Source organism: Niallia endozanthoxylica (assembly GCF_008710145.1).
In the GTDB taxonomy this organism is placed as follows: domain Bacteria; phylum Bacillota; class Bacilli; order Bacillales; family Cytobacillaceae; genus Bacillus_BD; species Bacillus_BD endozanthoxylica.
In genome coordinates, this window is the sequence record NZ_VYKL01000041.1 from 32,751 (window position 1) to 59,642 (window position 26,892).

The following is a 26,892-nucleotide window of genomic DNA, read 5'->3' on the forward strand; positions in this document are numbered from 1 at the left end:
AAAGAAACGAACTATAAGGAACATCTAATAAAAAATCCGACTTTCTTCTATATAATAATAAACATTTCAATCAATCCATACAAAATATTTACATAAATTTTACTGAAAAAATTATTAGATTATAATAAAATGTTAGATTCTGCTTAAAAATAAATTACAATCTAATATCTATAAGTATTTACGACTATTCGTTTCATATTTGATAAAGTGAAACAACCATCAGCGGGGGTTTTCTTCATTCCCCACTGATGGTTGTTAGTTGAGACCCACAGGATGTAGGTCACACAGATGTTGCAACAGATGCGGCGTTCTTAGTCTGTGATTCCACAAACGGACCTTTACGAGCAGTTGATTCCCCCACCTATCTTCTTTTGTATACTCAGAATCTTGAGGCGGGGGTCTTGCTGCTCAAATTATACTGCACAGGTGTTTTTTATGGTTTGAAAGGGGAATAATATATGTCAATCAAAAAGGGGATTAAGCTAAAAGTAGCGATAAGTCTGCTTGCAGTGTTTATTGTTTGCAGCACGACTATCGTGAACTGGTATCTTTCGGTTCATGCACTAAAAGACACCTTAACTGAAAATTACCTTCAAAACAACTATCGTTATGCTACAAAAGTATCATTAAGTACAAGTGACTTATTTTTCAATATGCAGCAGAATCTCGGCACCTTAGCTAAAATCCTCGGCAGCAAGGAATATAGTCAAGAGGATTTAGATTATTGGAAGGAAGCCAATGCCAATTTTTTTAACTCCATTTTTATCACTGATGAGACTGGTGTTGTTCAATTGATGACACCAAAGGCACTGCCAAATAAAGGCGGTGTAAAGCCGGGAGTACGAATTACATCTGACCTGATGATTCAGGCTTTAAAGGATCAAAAGCCATTTGTCTCTAATCCTTATATGGCACAGACCGGCAACTTAGTCGTACTCATTTCCTATCCTATTTTTGATCAGACTGGTACATATCAAGGGGTTGTGGACGGTACTGTCTATTTGGAAAGCGACAATTCCTTACAGCGAATTTTGAACCAGCATGAATTTCTTGATCAATCATCTGTTTTTGTTGTTGACCAAAACGGCAGGATTATTTATCACCCCAATTCAAGTCGATTGAATGAGTCAATTGCAGACCATCCTCTAATCCAAAAGGTCATACAAGGAAAAAGCGGCTCAGCCGAAATTATCAATAGAAAAGGGCAAGAATATTTTTCCGGATACGCCTATGTGGAGCAAACAGGGTGGGGAATTATCGCGCAAACACCAACAACTGTCATTGAACAACCTCTTCGTGAACTAACAAAAAAAATCATTATTCGTTCCTTACCACTATTATTACTCATTTATTTACTTGCCTGGTTATTTACCAATCACCTTGCAAAACCAATTAACCGTTTAGCGAGTTATTCAGAAGAAGCTACCCAAACGAATAAGCTAGGTTACTCAATTCATCAATTAGAAATCAAGTCACCCATTCATGAGGTCAAGCAGCTTTACAAGCATCTCCATAATCATTTTCAATTATTAAATAAACAAATCCAACAAGATGGTCTTACTGGAATAGCCAACCGAAGAGCCTTTGATCTAGAAATCAATGATTTAATTACGCAGAAAACACCTTTTTCATTAATCATGTTGGATATTGATAATTTTAAAAAGGTTAACGATGAGCAAGGGCATTTAGTCGGCGATGATGTGTTACGATTTATTGCTTCTATCATGGAGGAGGTATCCAGAAAGGAAGACCTCTGCTACCGATACGGGGGAGAGGAATTTGCCATCCTATTGAAAACCAAAGAGGTGGAAGATGCCTATGCCCTGGCAGAACGGCTGCGTCTCAGGCTTTCCTCTACAGTAAGCCCAGCCGGCTATCCCATCACTATTTCACTGGGAATTTCTACTTATCAAAAAAAAGACCCATTCCCGGAAGACATCATCAAAAGAGCAGACAGCGCGCTCTATCAATCCAAACGAACCGGCAAAAACAAAACAACTATTTATGAATTGAGCTAGGATACAGATTCTTTTTATAAAAAATAATCGGTGGACCCTTAACAAAACTGGAACGGGTAAAATAGAAAAAGCTCACATGATGTGAGCTTTTTCTTCTATTTCTTTCATAGCAACTGGTATCCACCCATTATTTAAACACTTGTCTGGGTCGGCATAAAAACTTTGAATCCTATGATTCCTATTGAGCCGCTCTATGCAAGAAGAGAGCAAAGTCGCCGCGTTTTGCATGGTCGTGAGTACCAAAGGTTGTGTCAGATGTTCCATTCGTTACATTATTGTATACAAGTGCAGAGACAGCCTCTGTGTATCTATCTGCTACATCATTGAAAGGTAATTCGCCGTTACTTGCCTGTAGATCGAAAGCTCTTTTAATCCAGATAGCAAGCTCCCCGCGAGTAATTTCACTATGAGAATCAAGTGTCGTCGCCGTTTTGCCGCTCGTGATGCCTTTTGCTTTCAATGCATTTACATGTTTAACAGCACGTTCCGGCACATCAGTAAATCCTGAATCTGGAGCAGATTCAATGTCTAGATCAAGCACCTCTGCAATCATAACAGCTGCATCCACTCGTTTAATGTTTGCTCCTATTCCAAACGTGTTGTCCGGCATCCCTTTTACACCTTTAGAAACAACAAAACTCACTGCATCCTGATATCTTGCAGAAACATCTGTAAAGGATGTGGGCGGAATTGTTTCAGGTTCATTGTCTGCTTTTTTAATATAAGCGGAAGATATATAACCTGAATATTTTTCATCTGCTGTTTTTACCGGCACCCATACAAATCGATTTTCACTATTCATATCTTGATCATAGACAAAATCTCCTGTCACAACCAAAGCGGTATGTTCCGATAAAGAGAAACCACTTTGTATTGTACTAGGCTGCGGCCTTAATTTGGCATTTTCCTCTGTCACTACCACTCGATCATCTTTCTTAAAAAAATAAGCCGATTCATGCGTATCCGTTAGCGTATACTCTTTCGTTAAAAATGTAATATTCTCATCACTTGCAGGATTATATTGAAAATCAGCTGTGCTAAATGGAAATTCTCCTAATTGAGTTCCACCTAAGAAACTATTTTCTTCTATAAATGCAAAAACCTGTTCCTGGTATGCATGATTATTTACAGCACTCGTTGCTTGTTCTAGCGGGCTATTTACAGGCTTTGTACCATTATAGGCCATAACCGGGAAATACCAGTTTTCAATCACCTGTCTATCAGCACCTTTGATTTTTGGCAGGTCACTTCTCTCATACATACTGTTTAAGATTTCAATACCCGCATTTATATTGTAGATGATGTCCGTTTTCAATTTTTCTTCATCATAATTCGATTGATTGGTAATTTGCATGATTCCAATCCCGCCATCTTCAGAAATAATGACGTCTCCATTTTCATCAAAATGCTTCCAACCAGACTCTTTTTCTGCCACTGCTTTAACCACTTCAGGAGGAATGTCTGCCTTTATAGCAGCACTCGTCAATAATTGATTGATTTCTTGAAAAGAAAGATTCACATTCAGGGTCACATCATTATAAGATGATGCAGAATTCAATGTTTGCCCTGTTTCTGCAGACGCAACACCGCAAAACAAACCTGCAGCTACACAAGAAACAACCCCAACCTTAACTATCGAAAACCTCATTTTACAAATCTCCTAACTCTTATAATATTAATCTCTCTATATAGTAACATAAAACATATAAACTTTAAGTCTTTAAAGCGATGGGGGACAGTCCCCCATCGCTTTAAAGACTTAAAGTTCTAATCATTTGTTCTTTTAGTAGAACAAACGAACTATATTATCTTTCTAGATTTCTTCACCTATTACTTCTCATCTATTGGACTCTAATAAATATTTAAAATTTTCTAATAAATTCCTCTTGTGTTCTCTATTAAGAATATTGTATAATTCAGTAAAGAATAAAAAGGAAAAGATAGTAATGGAAACTGTGGTTGGTAAGCCATTGAGATATTTCTTCCTTTTTATTCTTTTTCATTTTATCTCCTATGCGCTTAATCCCACTTCTACTCTATTACTTTTACTTCGCTATTCCTCCATTGCTTACTCTCTTTTTGCCACCCCAAAAAAAGCCCGCAGAAATTCTTCTGCAGAGCTTTTAAATACCATCATCTATTTTATTCAAACCTTGGATGAATACAGAAGAATCCTTCCTACACACCTTATTTAAATTGATTGTCCATTGCTCTTGCCATGAAGGCGGAGAATTCGGATCGTTTTAGCGGAAGGCCGGGTCTGAATGTGCCGTCTGGATATCCGTTTGTAATCCCTTCTGCTAGGATTCGTTTGATATAAATGTAAGATTTGCTGTTTTCTTTTACATCTGTGAAGGTCAACGGTATTTCTTGTTCTAACTCAAAGGCCTTTGCTAGAAAAATAGCCATTTGTTCCCGCGTAACAGGCTCATCCGGGCGGTACGTTTTATCCGGAAAACCAGTAATGATTCCCCGCTCAACCGCTGATGCAATATATCCGGATGCTTTTGATGATGCCGGTACATCTGCAAAGACAGTATGCCTTTCGGTTCCATCTAGACCTACTGCTCTACCAATCATGATTGCTGCTTGTGCACGTGTGACGGTTTGTTCTGGACCGAAATGACCATCTGGGAAGCCGGTAATAATACTTTTACCCAATAAATAAGCGATTTCTTCATAAAAACGATGACTTTCTCGTACATCTTTCATTCCTGGTATTCCCACTGTATATTCTGCCACCAGATTTGTTCCAGGATAATAGAAGTCAAGAATCTGCTCTGCTGTTTGTCCCGCATCTGCCCGTTTCTTTGCTCCCCATTGACTCAAACCAACACCATGTCCGTCTCCAAAGCCTTGCACTTTGATTGCCGTCGCTGTGTTTTCTGTTTTATCTACCAAATAGCTGAGCATCGTACGGTTACCAACCATTGCTCGAATTCTAGAAGCTGAACCATTGATAACTTCAATCTTTTGCAGCACCAAACTTCCTGCAGAATCCACTTGGTCTTTGACAAAAAATTCAACCGTAATCGATCCTTTTGTGACCCTCCCGCTACTCGAAGGTGGAGCAAAAGATAATTCTGGAATGGACACTATTTTTAACTCTTTCCCAAAATAACCATTGTTCTTTAACCATGTTTTAATATTATCGGAAATCAATGGATCCTTTTCATATACAGAACTCCACCATTGATGATAATCCACTAGGCTTTTACCCGTTAAATCCATTTGCGTCTTGTTAAATTCAAACGACCATCGCGTCTTAGGGTCAAAGTCGTCATTTTTCACTATAAAATATGGAATCTGGGTTCCTCCCCAAGCATTTGCATTCGATTCAGTCTTCCCTCCGTTGCTGGCTGAGAAAACGGCATCTATCAGCTTACCGTTATATTTCAGGACCTGGCCTTCCGTTTCCCTTACGGCTACATCCGTATTTGGAAAGCTTAGGTACCCCCCGTATACTTGGTAATTAATCGTATCATCAATGACCCCTGTTGCGTTATGTCTGAAAGCATATGTCCTTGCCGCGACAGCCTGCGCCTTTAATGCCTCTTTCGGCCATGACGCAGGCATCTCAGACGGCAAGACCCCTCTTAAATATTCCTCCATTGGGATACTGTTTATTGGCCGGATTATTTCCGTATTGTTTGCCTTTTCTAGGACAAACTGAAAAGAACCGCTATAAGGACGTTGGTTAATAAAAAGAAGGTTTCCTTCAGCAGCAGGTTTCACTGTTAACAAATCATATTTCCCCATATAGCTAGAACCGGAATATAATTTCAACTCTCTATTTTCAAGCTTAAGTGTATATTCAGTGTTATGTTTCAATAAAGTTTTATTATCTGGCGTGACATAGTCGCCTTGTGTTCGAAGGTTTATTTGAGTTTGATTCCCGAGATAGTTTTTAAGCCTCACCTGCATAACAGGCTCTGTTGCAGCTTCAACCTGTGAAATTGGAATCAGAGATATGACCAAAATGAGGACTAGCGATGATGATAATATTCTACGAAGCAAAAGCAACAAAAGATTCCCCCAAGCATAATCGTATTTTCATAGAAAAAATGAATATAAAAATAATGTTACAATGATTAAGATTGTATAACTTTTTTCCTATTATTATCTTAATCTATCATTCACTATTATGCTTTAGAAAAATAATGGAAGCAGAGAAAGTGTTCTACGCTCCTTCAAACTAGATATACTATTAAAAGTATTCATTCAAATGAATTATAAATATAATGAGTCAATGTGAGAAAAACATTTCTCACATTGACTAGTAAAAGAAGACACCTGTTAAAATAAAAAAACTCTGCGGATAGCTCTCCACAGAGTGAAACATAGTAATGATTATGTTGAAATTTGGAAGCAAAAGACCATTCTCCTACTCCTGGTTGTCATACTTATGCAGCTTTTCTTGCTGCCTTAGACTGTTTCTTAAAAATACCAAACGGTTTTCCTACCGGGAGTACCACTTGACCAAAGTGTGTGTTTAACACAGCTGCAGCTGAGCCATAGAATGACAGCAAAGCAATAAGCAGCTCGGAAATAGCTGCAAACATATGAGAAAACTCGTATGCAATATGGAATGAGCTTAGGGATAATCCAATAAATAAGCAATCAATGAATACGAAAATAAAGAACAATACTTTGTGTGTTTCCATCGCTCCAATGGTCATGAAGACACTGAAGATTAAGTAGCCGATGAATGCAACACCCAGCTGCTTTGAGTCTGCATTGGCCAACAAACTTTCACCGAAAGCGCCCATTTGAATCAACCATGTTGTTCCAACCCCGAACCAAAACAGTCCGAACGCGCTAAAAGCAGTTGTTCCAAATACATTATTATGCTTTGAATCCAGCCAACCTGCTATCAATTGTGCCAAGCCGCCTAAAAAGAAAGCCCATGGCAAAATTAATGACGTACCTTCCGTTAATCCTAATTTTTGTGATGATGCAACAAGCGTTACCATCGCTAACCCAAAAAGCCCAAGGGCAGATGGATCTGCTACAGTTAGTTTTACTGAAGTATGATTTTGATTATTCATATGATGTCTTGTTCCTCCTTGAGTATATACCTATCTAAAGATACATAAATCCATCTCGTTTGTCGATAGTAAACTAACATATTTCGGATGAATGATGATCACTAAATAACTTTTATTTTTTTAAAAAAATACTATATTGTAAAATAGCTCCATAACTAGAGATAAACGCCCTAGTTTCTCAAAAAAAAAAGAAGCAGGGGACTCCTACCTCAACCAAACCTTCTAAATTCTTGTTGTTCTTTCTTACCTTCCTGCTCAAATAAACTCAAAAATGCATCGACCACTTCAGAATCAAATTGCGTTCCTTTATTTTTGCGGATTTCATTAAGTACATACTCTAGCGGAAGCTTGTCTCGGTAAATTCGTTTTGAACTCATCGCATCAAACACATCTGCTACCGCAACAATCCGAGCTACTAAAGGGATTTGCTTTCCTTTGATACCTTTAGGATATCCCTTGCCGTCATATCTTTCATGATGATATAACACAATATCTAACACACCATTTTCTCTATAACTTACGACGTGTTTAATCATTTCATATCCAATTGTTGGATGACTCTTGATGATCTTATACTCCTCATCTGTCAACTTTCCGGGTTTCGATAATATATGTTCAGGTATACCAATTTTCCCAATGTCATGAAGCAGCCCGCCCATACGAATAACATCACAAAGATCTTTTGACAGTTTCATCCTCTTCGCTATTTCAACTGAATACCTCGCTACATTTTCAGAATGATGCAAAGTATAAGTATCCCTTGAATCTAAAGCCTTAGCGAGAGTTGTTGTTAATTCAATATTATCTAACTTCGTTCTGTGAACATACTTCATTAACCCCGCTGAGATTCCCGTTACCAATAGATAGGTAAACAAATGAATGAGGAAAGTACCTATTGTTAAATGAGAATCAGCAATTAGAAAATATCTGCAAGCTACTACAATAATCGTAAATAAAACTAATAACCATGCGGGTTTATTATAAAAGCCAACCCCTAGAAAAATAACAGCAAAAATATACAAGATATAATAATTACTTTCACTTTGTAAAAAGACACTATTCAAGATAATACTAAAAGTCAAAAAAGTAAAAAACCCATAACGAAAGTAAACTGGGTTATCTATCCATTTATTTAATAATTGATTGATCATGGCCCCCTACCTTTACTTTTTCGTATAAATAACTTTTTTAGTTTATCATTGATTTAAGTGAAAATAACTATTTTTTAAATAGTAAACTGTTACCAATAAGCTGAAAGTGAAAATTATACGACAAATGGACAAAAAAAGCTTACAACCTATATTTCAGATTGTAAGCTTCTATTATTTCTATTTCACATTCATCGCATTGTAGATTGCTGTGGTGAAGAAGGCACGTGATGCCTGGTTTGTTGCAAAGTAGCGATCACCAGCGAAAACGCTTGTTTTATCAATACGGCTCATCGTTACTATTGCGTCATGTGCCCAATAATCAGGACCAACATCGCTATATGGATGAGCCGATGCTGCTGTAAAAGTTTTGCCCTGCAGATTAAAGGCTCTTTCTACAATGACTGCCATTTGTGCTCTTGTCATATTATCGTCTGGACGAAAGGTTCCGTCTGGGAACCCTGAAATAATGCCAAGATCTTTCATAACAGCTATGTCTTTTGCAAATCGGTTTGTTGCTGCTACATCACTAAACGAATTCACGCTTTGTGGCTGCTTGTTGAATACTCGATTAATAATGGCTGCAGCTTGTCCACGTGTTACGTTTGCATCCGGGCGGAATGAACCGTCTTCAAACCCTTGAATAACACCCTGCTTCGTTAATACAGAAATGGCAGGATATGCTGCATTGCTTGCGCTTACATCTTTGAACTCACTATCTTCAGAGCCGCCATTAATCACGCGTGTTGCCCCGTAGTATTTAGGTCCCCAATAACTACTGCTTAATGAATCAATTTTAATTCCCTTACTGCTAGTAGCACTGATAAATTCGTTGTTCCCAATATAAAGTCCCGAATGGGTAATGCCTGCTTTATTATATGTTTTTTGAAAAAATACGATATCTCCTGGTTGAAGCTCTTCTTTAGATACCTTTGTTCCCGCATTATATTGATCCGCAGAAACTCTTGGCATGCTTATTCCTACTTTGTCATATACGTAGCGAATAAACCCTGAGCAATCAAACCCGCTTGGAGTCGTACCGCCAAATACATACGGTACACCTATGTAAGATTTAGCTATTTTAATGACCTCCTCTTGCTGAGTACCTGCCGCTGATACAGAGTGCAGAGGAAGAATTCCTATAAGTAATACAATCAATATTATGCGTGTAAAACGCTGTCTCATGCTGTCACCTCGCCGAACTTTCTACCATATTTTCTCGCAATTTATCAAAATATGCTTCATTTCTTTCAACATCATTATTCTATCAGATAAAAATAGATTTTTATTTTACTATTTCATTACAATCCCACGTGAATATTAACAAAATTATAAATTTTTTTACTAAATACACCAAAAGGCCCAACACAAAGCCATTTCTGCCTTCCATCCCATCGAAAAGAAAGGGATAATCTACCAGCATAGAACCTAATAAAACGAGACGATTTTACCACAACTATAAAAATCTTTTTCAATTGGCTGCTAGATACGAACAAAACAAAAACAGCCCTGCGGAGATTTCTCTCTCCACAGAGCTGTTTTTAACTGCTTATTCATTAAAATCGTCATCTCATTCTTAAGCAAGCAGATTTCCAAGAAAAAATGGAAGGCAGGTTAAAAATTTTTCTTAAGTCACCCCTATGCTCCTAGTACATATAAGGGTTTCTTTCGTAAGCTTCTTTTGCTAGACGTAAAATGGATACTGCTAGCTGAGCGTAGGTTACTTCTTGGTCAGGATTGAAGTAACCGCCTTTGCTTCCTTGCAGGATGCCATACGTGTTGGCCAAAGCGACGTGCCCTTTGTATTGACTTTGAACGTTGGCTGCGTCAGCAAACTTCAATTTATAGATGTCGCCTTGTTTCGCCGCTTTTTCCAATCCTAGTGCTCGAATATACCAAGCAGCTAATTCTTCTCTTGTCAGCATCGCATCAATATCAAATTCTGCAGCTCCTTGGTCTAAAATTCCCATAGAGACAGCACGTTCAATATATAAATAAAGGGGATGATCCTGACCAATATTCTCAAAGGTTTGCTCTGAGTCTTCGTGCTCTCCATCAAAGATACTGTAAATCGGAGTCAATGACTTCATTATCACCTCAATCGCTTCACCTTTTGTAATCGAGGCATTTCCATTAAATGCTGCTGGATCCTCTACGCCTATAATACCTGTTTGAATCAAGTAATTTAGTTCCTTCTCCGCCCAAGGATGGGAGACATGCTTTTCAATCTCTTCTGTGTTTGTACTGTTCCATTCACCGGTATAAGCATCTATATAACTATAAATCTTGCCATTAAAGACGGGTACATAGACTAGGTTGTAATGATTGTCCTCGCTATTCTCTTCTGTTACGTAACGAAGCTCAAGATTTATGCCCTCACTGAACTTGGCTGCAGCCTCTTCTTTAGATTTTATTCCTTCCTGCGATGGCCAATTTTCAATCGGAAGCTTTTCGGCACCCAAATTGACTAGTGTTCCATCCTCAGAAATAGACACAAACATTTGGTCCCCATCTACAATGATTCCATCCACTACACGCGGAAATGAAAAATAATAGATTCCTTCCTCAGCAAAGTAACCTTCATCTGTCGGCATCGAATAATCATGAAGATATGAAGGCACATACTCTTTTAAAAATTGAACCGCTTTTGCCTCAGCTTCTTCCTTTGTAATAGACACTCCATTTTCCGGCTCTTCGCCTATTTCATTTAGAAGATCACGTTTCACATCGTAGTATTGGATAATGTCCCCTGTTTTTTGGTCAAATAGCAGCTCTGCCCCGTATCCGCCTCCGTCTTTTGTTTCATACATATATTGGACACTAATAACTTTCTGGCCTAAATAATGCTCCCGCTCGTGAACAGCTTCAATAGTCAGTTTTACTTTATCAGAATCAACCTTAAGCAACTGCTCGGCAAATGCCTTTGCTTTTTCTACCGATAAATCAGAGTCCCTAGGCGGTAATGGGTTAGATGAAATGTACTGAATTCCTTTAACTGCCGGCAGTTCTGAAGAAAAACCGTCAGCATTCTGCCATTGACTAGTCAAGGCATGTACACCTTGTACGCTCCCTGTTTGCTGGTAGACGAGCTTGACATACGGCTTACCTGTTTGAAAATTAAAATCAACCTTGTAGCGTAATTCAACTCCAAGATTATCCTTTACCTTTGCTAATATTTCATCCTTAGGCAGCACTTTCGCCGAATCATCATATGTTTGCTTGCCATTCTTTATGTAATTTCGGAAAAACTCAACAATCTCTCCGTTACCTAGCACAGTAATCTGTATCGTCTGATCTGAAACAGGGATTTGCTTTTCAGTATGGACAAACGAAAACGTATAGCGGATTGGCTCAACCAGTGTTTGAGCTGGAGGATAGTAATCATTGACTGTATCCAATTGATACTCACCATTTTTGGTGAAGCTTTTCAAAAAGGCCGTTGCCGTTTCCTGCGCCTCGTCCTTCGTTACCTTTGGAGGGAAAAGAGCGTCCTGAGCATTAGCCGGCTGATAATGGAAGTATTCAATCTGCAAATCCTTACCGACAAACCCAAAGCTGCCATAGATTTGCTTCCCTTTTACTTCCTTGAAAAAGCTCAAATCATATCGGATCGTGTCATTTTCCGGGAAATAATGTCCACTCGACATTTCAAAATCTTTTTCTTTTAGAAAATCAAACTTACCTGGGAATAAAGACTTTACTCTCTGAATCAAGTCTGCTTTCGTAATCTCTGAATCTACCTCAGCAATACGGATTTGAAATGGCCCCTGCTGCTCATTCAAAAGTGGCGCAGCACCAGCAGTTGGGATAATAAGACCTAGAGATAGGACCGTAGACAAGGGAATAATGCCTAGCTTTTTATAGTTTTTCAATATAGTAACCTCCCAATATTTTCTATATTTCTAATTATATAGTATGATTCTAATGGGAGATAGATACCTTCTCACTAGTTTTATAATAATATGTATGAGAGATTGGCATAGGCCAAAGGATCACGTTCCCTCCTTTTTCAATCTTTCAAATATTTAACCCCTAATCTTGTTGCCCAACCTTCACACCAAAAGGCATCATAAGGAGATAAGCTGTGACCTTTTGCTCTACGATAGCTTCGATAATGGTATCGAACAGCCGATGGGATTGTTACTAGAAAAGGCATAAGCGGACCTAATAGTAAGGTCTGGAAGCTATGTCCATATTCATGAGATTTTAATCTCTTGTCCGCATTTTTCTGAACAAAGAAGAAACCTCCTAAATTTAAGCCGCCCCAATGATTCCCCAACTCAAAATAAACAGCATACCCAAATCTCTTTGGCTTCTTGCCCAGACATATTAATAGCAGAGCAAAAATTGCACCGATTACATTTAAAGGCAGCCCCCAGGTTAACTGCAGCATCCAATAGACGAATGTACGCATAAGACCCCATTCCCTTTCTTTCGGATAAAACAAAACTCCAGAGACTTTCTCCTGGAGTTTTGTTTTCTATTTATCTTTGTCCCTGCCTGCTTCTTTTAATGCTTTTTTCAATAATAATTCGATTTGAGCATTTACACTACGAAGCTCATCACTTGCCCACTTTTCAAGTGCATCGTATGTTTTTTGATCAATTCGAAGCAAAAAGCGTTTTTTCTCAGCCACATTGATTCACAACCTTAATAAATCGTTCCCGTATTAATAATCGGCTGATTTCCCTTTTCCGATACTAATGCCACCATTAAATTATTCACCATTTGTGCCTTTTTCTCTTCGTCAAGCTCCACAATCTGCTCATGGCTTAATTGTTCAATAGCTGATTTTACCATGGAAACAGCCCCATCGACAATGACTTTTCGTGCAGCAAGAACCGCTCTCGCCTGCTGTCTTTGCAGCATGGAATGAGCAATCTCACTTGAGTAGGCTAAATGCATAATTCTTGCCTCAATAATCTCAACACCTGCAACCTGTAATCTTCCTTGTAAATCTTTTGTCAGAACATCCCCCACTTCATCTGAATGCTGCCTTAAGGAGATTTCATAGTCATTATTAAAATTGTCATACGGATACTGACTGGCAATGTGACGCAGTCCCGTTTCACTTTGAGTATGAACAAACTCTTTATAATCCTCCACATCAAAAACCGCTTTCGCTGAATCAAACACCTTGTAAACCACAACAGCTGCAATTTCAATTGGATTCCCTTCTAAATCATTTACTTTCAAACGATCGCTGTTAAAGTTAATCACTCGTAACGAAACATTTCTTCTAGAGGTAAATGGAACAGTATACCAAAAACCTTCCTTCTTAATAACACCTAAATAATTACCGAACAATGTGAACACCTTCGACTGATTCGGCTGAATGATTGTAAAACCTGTAAGGCTAACAAGCAGCAATAACAAGAGAATGACCCCTGCAACAAATGAAAGGGCACTTGCAGATGTAACAAAAGCTCTGACAGAAAACACAAGACCGACAATCAGCACCAGAACAATAAACAAACCAACAAAACCATTCCATTTAGCCATTTCTTTTTCTTTCATATCCATCACTCCTCGTGATATTTCCTTGATACCATTATGATATCACATTGATATTGAAATGTGAAGAAATCAGGTGCCTAATTCTTATTTTGATTCTTTTCCTAAATGATAGCAGGCTCTATTCGTACAGCTTTTCTTTTTATTCCAAAATAAAACAATCAGCTCATTTTATGGAGAATAATAGCCCAAGAACCTGATATAATGGTATTGTCAATTTAGGTATGAAAAGGAGAATATTCTATTGTGAAATTAGGACCGCGCGTCATTAAAACAGGAATAGCTGTTACACTGGCTTTATATATTTGCTCCGTATTAAAGCTCGAATCAGCCGTATTTGCCGGCATGGCTGCTATTTTTACCCTCCAGCCGTCCATTTATCGGACATGGAAACAGGTTTGGGATCAAGTGCAAACGAATATTCTAGGTGCCCTCTTTGCCTTGCTTGGTTTATATTTTCTTGGCAATGATCCGTTCTCAATCGGGCTTGTCATGATCCTTGTGATTGGCATGTCAGTCAAATTAAAAATGGCGGAGACCATTTCACTCACATTAGTGACTGTTCTTGCTGTCATGAGTGCACCTGGAGGCGATGATTTGATGTTTGCCTTACAACGTTTTGCGCTAACCTTTATTGGGATGGCATCAGCCTTAGTCGTGAATATTTTCATTTCACCGCCCAACTTTAAGAAAATATATATCGAAAAGGTAAACAGCGTTTTTCAAAATATGTCGATTTTGATGAGAACGGCTATATCCGATGAAATGACGGAAAAATCATTTCATGAGCAAATGAGACAGCTAGAAAAGGATATTTTAAAACTAGAAGAGCAGTACCGCTTGTTTGATGAAGAGCGCGAAAAAATGGCCAAGCTTAATCAGCTCGACCTGCGTGAAATTGTCGTGTTCAGACAAATGTTTAAATCGCTTCAGCAAGGATTTATTGTACTGGAAGATATTGACTCTTTCTATTTTAAAAGTCAACCATCGAACGAGGATAACCAATTATTTGACCAGCATTTAGAGCTGTTAATCAAGTATCATGAGCTCTTTTTATTAAAATACGATGGAATTATTAAACTGGATGATCAAAAACAGGATGAGGACCGGCTAAAGGAAACAACAGCCTTTCTGGAAAAAGTCATTGCCGCTTATCAGGACCATAACAAAATTCAGCTCACCATTATCGGTTCTTCGATATATAACTATGCCTACCAGATTGACCGGCTCGACCAATTAGTCGAACAATTTATGGGATATAAGGAAAGAGCAAACGGAAACCCATAAATACAATGCAATAGCAATAAATGATGATGCTAGTTATTATTTAAATAAATTGTTTAAACTAAGAAAAGCCTTGAAATGTGTTACATTTCAAGACTTTTCTTTTTTTATATGGTCTTATCTAATTCATCAATGGTAAGTACTGTTGAACCTACCAACTTTTCTATTCGCAAGGCCAGGAAAAATGATAGAAAAGCTCTGCAGAGTTTTCTCTCCACAGAGCTTTTCTATCGTCTATCTATCTATTAATCTTCCCACAAAATGTAAGTCGTCATAGCGACAATTCTTATTAGTTATTGCGTTTTAATTTAACTGTAACTGTGATTGGTTCAGCAGCATTTCCTTCAGCATCTTCCATTGTTAAGGTGATTTGTGTTTCACCATAAGGGAAACCTTCCGGTAAGTTTAATGTCGCAAGGAAAGCTTTCGCCGTGTCTTTATTGAGCGTAATACTTCCATCTACATTATTATCAAGAATATCAAAGATTTTTTCAAAAGCTTTGATAGCTTGCACGCGGTCAACTGTAATGGATCCACCTACATCAATGTTGTCCCCGATGTCAGAAACTAAAGCACTAGCACTTGATGAACTAAATGTAATTTGTCCATCTCCGCCTGATAGATTGTTCCAAAAGCTTTCTTTAGCTAGTTCCCCTTTTATAAAGCTCACATTAAGACTTCCGCTTAAGGAGCCTATGCCAGGAAATAAAGCATTTATACTTTCTTCGCTAAGAGCAACCATTCCAGTTTGATCAGCTAGTAGATCCCATAAAGCTGGGTTGCCAAATAAAGTCCGGACAGTTGCTACATCAAGCGTAATTTGTCCATTGTCACCAGCAAGATTGTTCCATAGATCTTCGCTACCGATTACAGCTTTTACCTCTTCTGCATCAAGTGTAATCGTATCACCAGTACCAGGAAGTACTTCTGATTCAACATACTCAATCAACGTTCTTACATGATTTACATCAAGTGTGATACTGCTTCCTCCATTAGCCAGTTGGTTTAATAAGTCTAAGCCGCCAGCTAAAGCTTTTACCTGTTCTACATTCACATCATATGTGATGAATCCATTTTCAGGAGATAACGTTACCCCAGCTGCAAGGTCATAGCCAAGAATGCTATCTTTTGCTGAAATGGTTACATCACTATCATCTTTAATTATAAATGAGAGATTTGCTAAGTTTTTAATATCTTGTGGTGAAAGTTCGATTACATAACCATTTTTCGTAAGGTCAATTGTTTCACCATTTAATGTATAGATTGCTGATTGAAGTACCGGTGCGGTAATATCTTCGTTTAAACCAACAATTTGAATTACTTTTGTGATTGTTGATGATTTACCATCAGCATCCATAAGATCTTGATAAGTGATTGTCAATTGTCCTGGTGCGCTTGCTTCATAAGTCCCTACAAATTCCCCAGAATCTGCAATCTCTTTTAAAGCAACTTCTTCTGCACCGACTGTTACATTAATCGTCTCTTCAGTCTGCTCATTAATGTAATCCTTATCTGATACAGTAATTTCTACATTACTTCCAACAGCAGCTCTATCTGGAACAGCAATCGTACCAGTTGCTGTTTTTTCTTTAACTGTTACCGTGAACTCTTTTGTATCGGCAACAGTTCCATCACTATCACTAAATGTTGCTGTAAGTGTGACAGTTGCATCACCATCACCTGCTTCAGGACGTGTTACTTTTCCATCATGTCCAATTACACTTACATCAGAAGACTCCCATGTAATTCTTACCCCATTCTTGTAAGAACTAGGTAAAGTCAGGTTATTTATAACTGCTGATGTATTCTCTAAAGTAAAATCTCTTTTCGCAATGGCAACATCTATCACAGGTTTAATATCTAAAAGTGAAGGGTATCCATCTGCAGGTCTATTCGAAATAACAGTACCAATAATTCCCTCTACAAATGGACGATCTAATTTTAACCCCGCCACTAGCGCGTCAATCTGCTGCTCTATTGTAGCATCTTTATCATTTATTGTATCAAGTGTAGATGTAATTTGATTCTGTACTTGTTGTAATTGACCTGCTAACGTAATACCCGGTGCAGGCTTAATTTCATAAACAGCACCTGAGATTACTAATCCAGGTAAATCTTCATTTATTTCCAAAGTAGTAATAGCAGCTCCAGGACTAATAGCTAAAGACGAGATAGCCGCTCCAGGATTAATTGTTAGAGAAGATACAGCTGCTCCAGGGCTAATTGCTAACGAAGGTACAGAAGCTCCTGCATTAATTGCTAGAGAAGATACCACCGCTCCAGGATTGATAGCTAGTGAAGGTGATCCTGTAATTGCAATTGGTTGATTAAATTGACCTGCTAAAGCAACAGTACCAGTACCTGTAATTTCAACATTTGCATTACTTGCTGCACCATTGAGTTCTAACTTTGTTCCATTAGAATCACTTACCGCAATAGAACCCGTATGTGTTGCACTACTTGAGAATGTGGCATCACTGACATCTTCAATAATTGTTTGGCCATCGACAGTAACTGTCTCTTCTAATACAACTGTCGCCTTTTCAGTATCAACTGTTAAATTACTTGCAGCACCCTGTAATTCAATGTTTCTCAATGTAATAGTGCCTTCAAATGGTCCGCTAATTTCTAAGCCTTGAGTTAACACAAGCGTTCCTGTTTCTGGTCCAACCGTAATATTACCTGAACCTGTTACATTGACTACTTGTAGTGTATTCGAAGTTCCTGCCTGACCCAATTCAGCTCCAGCTGCAGTCACAGAATTACTAACTTTTGTTACATTCCGTTGTGTATTCAATCTACTATCTTGTGCTACAACATATACGTCATATTGTGATCCGCCTGTTAAGCCAGTAATAATTTCTGTATGTGCTTGCCGAGTTACATTGAAAGAGCCTGCCTTAATTGCATCTTCAGTCCCAGTATGATCTTTCCCAGCCTTAACATTAGCTACCGATGGAGCAGTTGCCCCTTTAGCTACAACAACATAATAAACTTTCCCAGCCTCATTTAAATCAACAGCTACATTAATCTCACCTTTAAGTGTTCCTGTTTCAGCAGTTGGAGAATTATCAAAAGTTGGTGGAGTTGTATCGCCACCACCGCCTCCGCCTCCACCGCCACCTGGCGATGTCCCAGCATCAGGGTTATCCTCTCCATTAATCTCATCGATATCCTGTTTTACTTCATCGTAATTCTCGATAATATCGCTTGCTCTTAATCCTTCTGGCAAAACAAGATTCTCAATTTTACTGCCTTCTTTAAGTGTAATTTTAGTAGTTGCACTGTTAACTATTAACTGCTTAACGTTTGCATCAATTTCAACCTGCTTTGCTCCGCTTTGAAGTGTTATTTTAGGAATAACCACTGTGCTATCCGCTGAGATGCTTGCATTTGCTGACACCTTTATTTCAAGCACTGTTGTTGATCCTTTTAATTCAAGGGCAGCATGCTCTTGGTTCAATTCTATTACTTTTAAAGTAGAGTTAGAGAAGACCAATTTTGCTTTCTTCTCAGCTGCTGCCGTCATCGAAGCAGATGATACGGATTCATTTGAAACAACTGTTTTTCCTTCAACTGTCAACTTATCAGATGAAAAACTATTTTTCACCGCAGATCCGATTGTGAAGTTGCCTTTTACTGTTATATTTTTCACCGTAACATAGTCACCGTTAATAGTAACATCGCCATCAATAACTGCATTTTTTCCATCTAACACAAGCTGGCCATTCTGACCGGATTTTCCACTCTCAGTAATTTCAAGAGATTTTACACTTATAATGACTCCATCTTTTTGTTCAAATTGAATCAAGGCATTTTTTAATACCGCCGCATTCTCAGCATTAAAAAGCTTTTGGAGATTTTCATCCATCTTATAGGATTGACCATCTATAACCACGGATGAGTCTGTAACATTCTCTATAACATCACTTTGCGATTTGATTTTTTGAGCACGGTAAATAAAGGTTGCCAGCTGACCACGTTTAATCTCATTATGCGGAGCGAAAGTAGTTTCTGTTACCCCTACGGTTACACCGTTATCGTATAATGCCTTAACAAACTCTGTATACCAACTAACACTCGGTACATCTGTAAATGCTAGAGAAGTATCTTTGTTTTGCTTTAATCCAAACGCGTTGACGACCATTTTCGCCATTTCGGCACGTGTAATGGTTCTATTTGGCTCGAACGTATCAGCTGTTACCCCGTCAACAATTCCCGCGTCCACTAAAGCAGCGATTGAACTATAAAAAGTACTATGCTTACTTACGTCTGTAAAACCAGGATCTGATACATTCGTAACATCCAGCTTCAGAGCCCTTGCAATCATGGCAGAAGCTTGTCCGCGATTAATTAATTGGTAAGGTTTAAATGTTCCATCGTCAAAACCTTTAATAATTCCCTTTCCAGATAGATCAATCACAGCATCATAGAAATAAGTACCTGGCTCTATATCTGTAAAACTAGCAGCTTTTACATTTAATACATTATAAGGTACAACTGTAAGCGCCGATGATGCTGCAATGGTTGTTCCAACTGTAGCAGCTAAAAATTTTCTGTATTTTGTAGAACTAGACAAAATAGACCCTCCTCAAAATCATACATAGTATTCTATTATTTCATTTTCTTTTTGGACCATATATTCGATACAATCGTAATGATATTGTATTATCCAATATAATTCTTTAGTTTTAGTACCTTTTTACTATTATTAATTCATTAAAAAACGATCATAATTTCAGATAACCGTCTCCCATTGGTCATGGAAGACAGTCAACCATTCACTTTACAGCAAACGATTCTAGGTGTTTGATCTTCACCCAGAAAGAAACAATAATAGATTATTCCTTATCATTTTATTATTTTATACATTATTTGGCAAAGAAAATGTTCATTTTTCGCAATATTCCTACATTATTTTAATAAGAATCTAAAGGTAATATTTTTTGAATTAGAACTATTGTTTTTATTAACTAATGTTCCGTTAATATCAAAAGAATCACGTGTTTGACGCATTTCATTCAAATTATAACCAAAGCTGCTAAGAGACTTAATCATAGATACAAAAGAAAGATTGTTTGAGCCTTTTGTTAATTCCTGACCAAATTCTCCCATACTATTGGTTACAACTAAAGTACTATCTGCAGATACAGACATGGATCCTGAATAGATATCCTCATTATTTGTAACATCGGAAATATCAAAAGTGATTATCCCATTTGACTCTATTCCCTCGATTTTTCCAGCTGCGGTAGTTAAACTAATACTATTGATAGTAAGTGGTTCTGGTTTTGGTGCAGATCCTCCCCCACCCCCCGGTGCAGGTACTGATCCAGTTCCTGGAGCTGGAGCTGGAGCAGGCGCCGGTACTGGTTCTGGCTGTGGTGCAACTTCTCCAGATAATACTCGATTTGAAAACACTGAAAACTCTGCTCTTGTTACCAAGCCTTTGGGATCAAACAATCCTTCTGCCTTGCCATTTGTAATTTGATTTTGATAAAGGATTTTCACATCATTTGCATGTGCAGAAGATACTTGATCAAGGTCGTTTAACTCTACTGATACAGTTGAAATAGGCTTTAGATCAAATGCACGAACAAGAACAGAGGCCATTTGTTCTCTTGTTAAAAGATCTTTCGGACCAAAATTACCATTAGACGATCCTTTAAAAATGCCAGCTTCTTTTACAGCTGCCGTTACATTAGCAAATTCTGAAGTTGCTGGAACATCCTTGAATCCCGATCCACCATTAGTAGCTTCAAGACCTAGAGCTCTTTTAAAAATAATTGCTGTTTCTATACGGTTCACTGGTCTATTTGGTTTAAAACTACTATCCTCATAACCTTGAATAATTCCTTGTGAAAGCAAATTTGAAACTGCTTCATATCCAAAATTATCTTGATGATAATCTGTAAACGACTTTTCAGCAGCACTGGTCTGTGGAACGAATAAAGAAAAACCTAATAAAAAAATAAAGAGTACAGAAAAAAATTTGTATCGCTTCATACGTACTACCAACACTCTCCTTTATATATATCTCGACATATTATAACACAGATTTTGTTAATTCATCGGGAAATACTTGATACTAAAAATGGATTTTTTTGTCTATCCATTCAACCTTATGGGAAACTTAGGAAATGAATGGCCCTTTCATAATTTTCGACAACGAATCAAGAAAACAATGGAACTAAAAAAATGGCTCCAGTTGAATACTGAAGCCATCTAATGGCAGCTTAATAGTAGCAAGTTCGTTATTAAACTACCCGGAATATAGGGTAGAACTAGTTTTATCCTATCAAACTATTGAGCTTCAACATTTTCAGATTGATGATGGTTCAGTTCCTCCGTTATTTTTTTGGATTTTCTTCTAGTGAACTTTTTCATTTTATTTGATAATCCATCTAGATAGGTGTAAATAACCGGTACAAATAATAAGGTAAAGAACATAGAGAAGGTTAGACCAAAGATAATCACGACGGCCATTGGCTGCTGTGATTCAGCTCCTTCTCCAAGTGCTAATCCTAATGGAATCATCCCTAATACCGTTGTAAGTGTGGTCATTAGAATTGGCTTTAGACGAGACGGTCCTGCCTGCAGGATGGCTTCTGTTCGGTCCATTCCCCTGCTTCTGAGAATATTAATATAATCGACCAGAACGATGGCATTATTGACGACAATTCCCGCCAGCATAATAAATCCAATGAAAGCTGGAACACTGATTGGAAGTCCTGTGATAAACAGTCCCACGACAATCCCTATAATCGCTGTCGGCATGGAGAACATAATGACAAACGGATAAAGGAAGGATTCAAACTGAATCGCCATGACCGCATAGACTAGGAAAATCGAGAATCCAAGCGCAAGAGCCAGGTCTGCGAAGGATTCCATCATATCCTCTGATTGTCCGCCAATCTGGTAGGAATAGCCATCAGGAAAATTCATCATACTTAGCTCTGCCTCAATAGCCTTCGTGACAGCTAGAATATCAGCGCCCTCCACATCACTTGTAACATTTACTTGACGCTGCTGATTGTCCCGTGAAATGATCGATGGTCCCTGAACCTGAACAAGCTCAGCCACCGTTGATAAAGGAATCGATGTACCAGACGGTGTTTGAATCATCATCATTTGAAGGTCACTGATACTTGAGCGCTGCTCCTCAGGTAAGATAACCTTAATATCAATTTCACTGCCATCTTCACGATAGCGGGTTGCCACCTGACCATTAATCCCCAGCCTTACTTCAGACATAATCTGCTGATACGTTAATCCATATTGTGAGGCAACCTGACGATTGACTTCGATAAGCATTTGAGGCTGTGTCTCGGAAGTAGAGGTTTCAGGATTTTTCACCCCATCCACTTCTGATATGAGCCAAAGAACCTGCTGTGACAGTTCTTCTAAAATAAGCTGGTCTTCCCCATTAATATTGATTTGAACAGCAGCACCTCCACCTAATCCAACGGTAGCTTCAGATATCGTAATGTCAGCACCGGGAATTTCAGTGACTGCCTGACTAAGCTTATTCGATAATTCTGAGGTAGTCATGTCACGTTCACCTTTTGGAACAAGTTGAATCGTAAAGCTGGCTGTATTCGCACCAGATCCGATACCAAATCCAGATGACCCTACAGATACATAGTTTGTCGCAATACTATCTTTATAAGGTTCTAACTTGCCTTCAATCTCTTGAACAACCGCTTCTGTCGCTGCCAACGGCGAACCGCTTGGCGTTTCAACGGAAATCGTAATCTGTCCTTGATCGGAGGTAGGAAACAGACTTGCCCCTAATTGTGTGACAAGCGGCAGACATCCGACAATCAATAAAGAGACAATCCCAACGGTCGTTTTGCGGTGACCGATACAGTACGCCAACGCTTTTTTGTAAAAATCCTCAAAAGAACCAAATAATCGATCAAAACCAGATTTCTTCCCGTTTTCTTCCTGCATATCTTTCGTTAATAACTTAGAAGATAACATCGGGACAAGTGTTACCGCGACAACGAGCGAAGCAACTAACGAAAAGACAACCGACAGGGCTAATGGAGCGAATAAATCAGCTGACAATCCTTCTAAAAAGATAATGGGTAAAAAGACGACAAGGGTCGTTGCGGTTGAGGCCACAATCGCCCCTGATAATTCCTTTGTCCCTAAGATTGCGGCATCTTTAATTGAATGCCCCTTTTGCCTGTACGACACGATATTTTCTAAAATAACAATGGAGTTGTCCACCATCATACCGACACCAAGTGCCAAACCACCAAGCGATAGAATATTTAAGGTTTCACCTGAAAAATACATCATCACAAAGGTAGCAATCAACGAAATCGGAATAGAAATTCCAATAATAATGGAGGAGCGGATGCTTCGTAAAAAGACAAACACGACAACAATGGAAATCGCTGCTGCCAACAGCATATTTGATGTAACAGAACTAATCGAGCTGCGGACAAAGGTAGAGGAATCCAAGATAACAGTAAGCTCCACTTCTTTCGGCAGCCTTTCTTTGACTTTTTCAATCGCATCATACATGCCGTCTGCCACTTCAACCGTATTTCCGTCCGACTGCTTCATAACAGACAAGACAAGTGCCGGCTTTCCATTCACATAGGAGCTTGCACTTTCCTTCTTGAATGTATCATTCACCGTACCAATATCCGCTAATTTAATTTCTTCACCTGATGGAAGCTTTAATTTCATATTATTAATATCTTCTACAGACTCAAATTCTCCATTAAAGCGGACCTGCAGTTCTTTTGAGCCCTTTGTAATCGCTCCTGCTGATGAGGAGCTGTTTTCTGCACCTAACGATTGAATGACCTGTGACGTAGTAATCCCGTATTGAGCTAAAAGAGCTGAATTAAGCTCGACCTGAATTTCCCTTGTTTTAGCTCCTGCAATGGATACAGATGCCACACCTTCTGAACGCTCTAGATAAGGTGAGACGGTATCCTCGGCAATCTTAACTAAGGCTTGGGGCTCATCTCCTGTTAAACTTAGCGTCATTACAGGCATTTGCTGCGGATCAAAACGAAGAACCGACGGGTCATTCGCATCCTCCGGCAGCATGCCTTTGATTTGATCCACCTTTTCCCGTACCTCTAACAGCGCATTATCTAAATTAATACCTGACTGAAACTGCATAATAACCATAGAGGAATCGGACATGGCCTGCGATTGAATGGATTCAATCCCTTGAATCGAGGAAAGGGCTCCTTCCAACGGTTCATTAACCAGCTTCTCAACCTCCTCAGGAGCTGCACCTTGATAGGTTGTGGCAACGACCGCTATCGGAAGATCAATCTTTGGAAAAAGATCAATGGCTAAGTTCGTAAGTGAAACAAAGCCCATCGCCAGGATCCCAAGGTACAGCATAATGACACCGACGGGTCGTTTAACGGCTGTTTCTATAATTTTCACTTACGTTCCTCCTTAATGATCCTTACTTTGTTTCCATCCATTAAGGTATTCTGTCCTTTTAAAACAATCGTGTTCTTTTCAGAAAGTCCTTTCCCTTCGATTGCCGTTAACTCTGTTTGTGCATTCTTAATCTTTACAGGCGTTTGAACAGCTTTTCCATCCTTAACGATAAAGACAAACGTATCTTTTCCTTTTTCAACCACGGCATCTGTCGGTACAAGCAATGCTTCCTCGCCTACTGCTGTTTCCTGAACCACTTTGGCAATCATACCTGGTTTAATTTTTCCAGCATGCTCCGCGACAGCCGCCTCAAGTACATAAAAACCTGCCTCATTGGCGACGTTGGAGATATAGGTAACAGTGGCTTTAAACGTTTCGTTTAAAGATGGAATTTCTACACTTATTTCCTGGTCCTTTTGAAAAGAAGTTAATTGATCGGCGCTTAACTGCGCCTCCACAAGGATTTGATTTAAATCAACAACTGTTGCAAACGGAGCACTTGTACTGACAACCTCACCAACTGACCCATTTACCGCTGTGATTTCACCGGCAATGGTTGCGATAATTTTCGAATCATCTAATCGGTCTTTTGCCTGCTGAATCCGTAAATCAGTGGACTCCAACCCTGTCTGTGCCTGCTCGATGCCAATTTGGGCCAATTCCAGCTGCTGCTCAGCATTTGAAAGGCCTACTTTTGCCTGTTCGAGCGCCTGCTCAGTTAATTCAATATCTGTATTGCTTGCCGCATTACTGCTTTGCAGCTTTGCCTGATCCAGAGCAATTTTTGCCTGATTTAATGCGGTCTCCGCCTGCTCTAACTGCTGCTTGGAAACAGCACCAGCATCATACAAGCCCTTCATTCGATCATAATTGGTCTGCGCATCATTTAGGCCGATTTCCGCCTGTTGCACCGCAAACGATGAATTATCAATCCCAGTTGCTTGACCATTCTTTGCCTTTTGCATATTTAACTCCGCTTGTTTGACACCAATTCTTGCGTTATTCACGGCATTTTCAGCCTGAGATTTTGATACAAGTGCCTGATCATACTGACTTTGCGAGCTTCGGGCTGAAGTTTCTTCCATTTCAACTGCTAACTGTTGGTCACTATTATTAATGACAGCCAGAACATCGCCCTTATTCACCTTGTCCCCTTTTTTCACATTCACTTTTACCAGCTCGCCAACCATTTTCGGCAGTACGTCAGCCGTTGTGCCTGCCGTTACTTTGGCAATTACCTCATTTTTGACTGTCAAGCTTCCCTTTGTAATCTCCCCGACTTGAACCGGCGTTTCCTTTACAACTTGCGATTCTGAAGTTGAAGCCTCTTCAGCATTGCAGGCAGTAATAAGTAAAGCAATGGAAATACCGCTTGCCGCCAGCAGGTGACGATGGCGTTTTTTCATTTAAATTGTCCCCCTCATAGCTACTGAGCCATTTGCTCGGTGATGATTTCTACTATTTTGTCTGATATTGGTTTCGTTTCTGGTATAACATGGAGATTATTCAGTAATCCAAGAAGAATCATTCTTCTTGGATTAACCTGTTTTGTCTCCTCTTTTATGAATTCAATTGAATCTACACAATCTTTTCTAACCTGTTCATCTATATTTGAATCCATGATCAGATTCTCTAACTGAAGAAAATAAGTATGGAGCTTCTCTTGCCAATGACTCTCACCGAATAACGGCTGAGCTTGTATATTCATTTGAGATAACACGAATTGCGGTTTTTCCTTTTTCTCTAACAGCCCTTCTACCAGATCGTCTAGCCGGGAAATAATAAATGCTGTCAATCCTTCTATCGATAAGGAAGCATTTGTGCTGAACAATGTAAACAGATAGCCTTCAATCATTGCTTTAAGGATAATCGTCAGGTCAATCGTATAGGGAAGAATCGAGGCACCATAGATATTGGTTAAACTTTCCTTATACCATTGAAACGTATCTGTTTTAGCTGATTGCAAGAATTCCTCCAGCTCTTTACTGTAGCTGACATTTTCATTCATATGCATGAGGATGAATTCCTTTTGCGATAATAGCTCTTCCATATATATGCTGATTTGTGTTCGCAAACGTTCCTTTGGATGGAGGTCTTTTGTATCATCGACGGCATTCATTTTTTCTTTGATTATCTGATAATAGTATCGGTAGATTTCGACCAGCAGTTCATTCTTCGAAGTAAAATGAAGATAAAGCGCCCCCTTTGAAACCCCTGCTTGTTCAGCAACCTCCTGCATTGATGTGGAATGATAACCCTTTGTTGCAAACAGCATCATAGCTTGTTCTAATATATTTTTCTTTTTTTCATTCATATGTTTTACCTCTCTGCAAAGATTAACTGACCAGTTAGTCATACACTATCTTACTATACTATCATGTTTTTGAATTAACAAGAAATACTCTATGAAAATAAAAAAAAGAAGAAGCAGCCCTATACTTGCGGCATACTCCTTCT

General features: G+C 38.8%; 17 protein-coding genes. 3 read left to right on the forward strand and 14 right to left on the reverse strand.

Annotated elements, in window-relative coordinates; all coding sequences use genetic code 11:
* Nucleotides 1-458 precede the first annotated feature (458 nt).
* Nucleotides 459-2,018 carry a sensor domain-containing diguanylate cyclase gene (locus tag F4V44_RS22825; RefSeq protein WP_150442322.1) on the forward strand — a complete coding sequence of 520 codons (1,560 nt, stop codon included), beginning with the start codon at nucleotides 459-461 and terminating at the stop codon, nucleotides 2,016-2,018.
* 178 nt (nucleotides 2,019-2,196) lie between these two features.
* Here the strand turns inward: F4V44_RS22825 and F4V44_RS22830 are convergent, their stop codons facing one another.
* Nucleotides 2,197-3,666: an S-layer homology domain-containing protein gene (locus F4V44_RS22830; protein WP_150442323.1), complete on the reverse strand. Its 1,470-nt coding sequence runs from the start codon at nucleotides 3,664-3,666 to the stop codon at nucleotides 2,197-2,199.
* Between the two features lie 298 nt (nucleotides 3,667-3,964).
* Between F4V44_RS22830 and F4V44_RS22835 the strand changes: the two genes are divergently transcribed.
* Nucleotides 3,965-4,213, forward strand: a complete 249-nt coding sequence (locus tag F4V44_RS22835) for a hypothetical protein (protein ID WP_150442324.1) — start codon at nucleotides 3,965-3,967, stop codon at nucleotides 4,211-4,213.
* Here the strand turns inward: F4V44_RS22835 and F4V44_RS22840 are convergent.
* The 8 genes from F4V44_RS22840 to F4V44_RS22870 all read right to left on the reverse strand — a co-directional run bounded on the left by F4V44_RS22840 (nucleotide 4,206) and on the right by F4V44_RS22870 (nucleotide 13,731).
* Complete coding sequence (locus tag F4V44_RS22840; RefSeq protein ID WP_150442325.1) at nucleotides 4,206-6,041, reverse strand: SpoIID/LytB domain-containing protein; 1,836 nt, start codon at nucleotides 6,039-6,041, stop codon at nucleotides 4,206-4,208. The genes F4V44_RS22835 and F4V44_RS22840 overlap by 8 nt on opposite strands.
* A gap of 380 nt (nucleotides 6,042-6,421) precedes the next feature.
* Nucleotides 6,422-7,066: an acetate uptake transporter gene (locus F4V44_RS22845; protein WP_150442326.1), complete on the reverse strand. Its 645-nt coding sequence runs from the start codon at nucleotides 7,064-7,066 to the stop codon at nucleotides 6,422-6,424.
* Nucleotides 7,067-7,275: 209 nt separating this feature from the next.
* Nucleotides 7,276-8,217: an HD-GYP domain-containing protein gene (locus F4V44_RS22850; protein WP_150442327.1), complete on the reverse strand. Its 942-nt coding sequence runs from the start codon at nucleotides 8,215-8,217 to the stop codon at nucleotides 7,276-7,278.
* A gap of 177 nt (nucleotides 8,218-8,394) precedes the next feature.
* The gene (locus F4V44_RS22855; protein ID WP_150442328.1) at nucleotides 8,395-9,399 is read right to left on the reverse strand and encodes a C40 family peptidase; all 1,005 of its coding nucleotides are present in this window, start codon (nucleotides 9,397-9,399) and stop codon (nucleotides 8,395-8,397) included.
* Nucleotides 9,400-9,860: 461 nt separating this feature from the next.
* The gene (locus tag F4V44_RS22860) at nucleotides 9,861-12,086 is read right to left on the reverse strand and encodes an S-layer homology domain-containing protein (protein ID WP_150442329.1); all 2,226 of its coding nucleotides are present in this window, start codon (nucleotides 12,084-12,086) and stop codon (nucleotides 9,861-9,863) included.
* Nucleotides 12,087-12,223: 137 nt separating this feature from the next.
* Nucleotides 12,224-12,661 carry a hypothetical protein gene (locus F4V44_RS22865; protein ID WP_191090816.1) on the reverse strand — a complete coding sequence of 146 codons (438 nt, stop codon included), beginning with the start codon at nucleotides 12,659-12,661 and terminating at the stop codon, nucleotides 12,224-12,226.
* A 33-nt stretch (nucleotides 12,662-12,694) separates the two neighbouring features.
* Nucleotides 12,695-12,850, reverse strand: a complete 156-nt coding sequence (locus tag F4V44_RS27595) for a hypothetical protein (RefSeq protein WP_191090817.1) — start codon at nucleotides 12,848-12,850, stop codon at nucleotides 12,695-12,697.
* Nucleotides 12,851-12,864: 14 nt separating this feature from the next.
* Complete coding sequence (locus tag F4V44_RS22870; protein ID WP_150442331.1) at nucleotides 12,865-13,731, reverse strand: SPFH domain-containing protein; 867 nt, start codon at nucleotides 13,729-13,731, stop codon at nucleotides 12,865-12,867.
* Between the two features lie 243 nt (nucleotides 13,732-13,974).
* Between F4V44_RS22870 and F4V44_RS22875 the strand changes: the two genes are divergently transcribed.
* Nucleotides 13,975-15,015, forward strand: a complete 1,041-nt coding sequence (locus tag F4V44_RS22875; protein WP_150442332.1) for an FUSC family protein — start codon at nucleotides 13,975-13,977, stop codon at nucleotides 15,013-15,015.
* A 286-nt stretch (nucleotides 15,016-15,301) separates the two neighbouring features.
* On the opposite strand, the gene F4V44_RS22880 is transcribed toward F4V44_RS22875, so the two are convergent.
* The 5 genes from F4V44_RS22880 to F4V44_RS22900 all read right to left on the reverse strand — a co-directional run bounded on the left by F4V44_RS22880 (nucleotide 15,302) and on the right by F4V44_RS22900 (nucleotide 26,749).
* Nucleotides 15,302-19,591 (reverse strand): S-layer homology domain-containing protein, encoded by a 4,290-nt coding sequence (locus F4V44_RS22880; RefSeq protein WP_150442333.1) that lies wholly within the window; start codon nucleotides 19,589-19,591, stop codon nucleotides 15,302-15,304.
* A 335-nt stretch (nucleotides 19,592-19,926) separates the two neighbouring features.
* Nucleotides 19,927-21,033 (reverse strand): S-layer homology domain-containing protein, encoded by a 1,107-nt coding sequence (locus F4V44_RS22885; protein ID WP_150442334.1) that lies wholly within the window; start codon nucleotides 21,031-21,033, stop codon nucleotides 19,927-19,929.
* A 282-nt stretch (nucleotides 21,034-21,315) separates the two neighbouring features.
* Nucleotides 21,316-24,435 carry an efflux RND transporter permease subunit gene (locus F4V44_RS22890; RefSeq protein ID WP_150442335.1) on the reverse strand — a complete coding sequence of 1,040 codons (3,120 nt, stop codon included), beginning with the start codon at nucleotides 24,433-24,435 and terminating at the stop codon, nucleotides 21,316-21,318.
* The gene (locus tag F4V44_RS22895; protein ID WP_150442336.1) at nucleotides 24,432-25,841 is read right to left on the reverse strand and encodes an efflux RND transporter periplasmic adaptor subunit; all 1,410 of its coding nucleotides are present in this window, start codon (nucleotides 25,839-25,841) and stop codon (nucleotides 24,432-24,434) included. Before F4V44_RS22895 ends, F4V44_RS22890 begins: the two co-directional genes overlap by 4 nt.
* Nucleotides 25,842-25,861: 20 nt before the next feature.
* Nucleotides 25,862-26,749, reverse strand: a complete 888-nt coding sequence (locus F4V44_RS22900; RefSeq protein WP_191090818.1) for a TetR/AcrR family transcriptional regulator — start codon at nucleotides 26,747-26,749, stop codon at nucleotides 25,862-25,864.
* Nucleotides 26,750-26,892 lie beyond the last annotated feature (143 nt).

Bases quoted from the DNA above. Each gene is read 5' to 3' on its own strand.
- F4V44_RS22850 (WP_150442327.1), bottom strand. From the start codon at position 8,217: ATGATCAATCAATTATTAAATAAATGGATAGATAACCCAGTTTACTTT.
- F4V44_RS22900 (WP_191090818.1), bottom strand. From the start codon at position 26,749: ATGAATGAAAAAAAGAAAAATATATTAGAACAAGCTATGATGCTGTTT.
- F4V44_RS22855 (WP_150442328.1), bottom strand. From the start codon at position 9,399: ATGAGACAGCGTTTTACACGCATAATATTGATTGTATTACTTATAGGA.
- F4V44_RS22835 (WP_150442324.1), top strand. From the start codon at position 3,965: ATGGAAACTGTGGTTGGTAAGCCATTGAGATATTTCTTCCTTTTTATT.
- F4V44_RS22895 (WP_150442336.1), bottom strand. From the start codon at position 25,841: ATGAAAAAACGCCATCGTCACCTGCTGGCGGCAAGCGGTATTTCCATT.
- F4V44_RS22830 (WP_150442323.1), bottom strand. From the start codon at position 3,666: ATGAGGTTTTCGATAGTTAAGGTTGGGGTTGTTTCTTGTGTAGCTGCA.
- F4V44_RS22870 (WP_150442331.1), bottom strand. From the start codon at position 13,731: ATGAAAGAAAAAGAAATGGCTAAATGGAATGGTTTTGTTGGTTTGTTT.
- F4V44_RS22825 (WP_150442322.1), top strand. From the start codon at position 459: ATGTCAATCAAAAAGGGGATTAAGCTAAAAGTAGCGATAAGTCTGCTT.
- F4V44_RS22845 (WP_150442326.1), bottom strand. From the start codon at position 7,066: ATGAATAATCAAAATCATACTTCAGTAAAACTAACTGTAGCAGATCCA.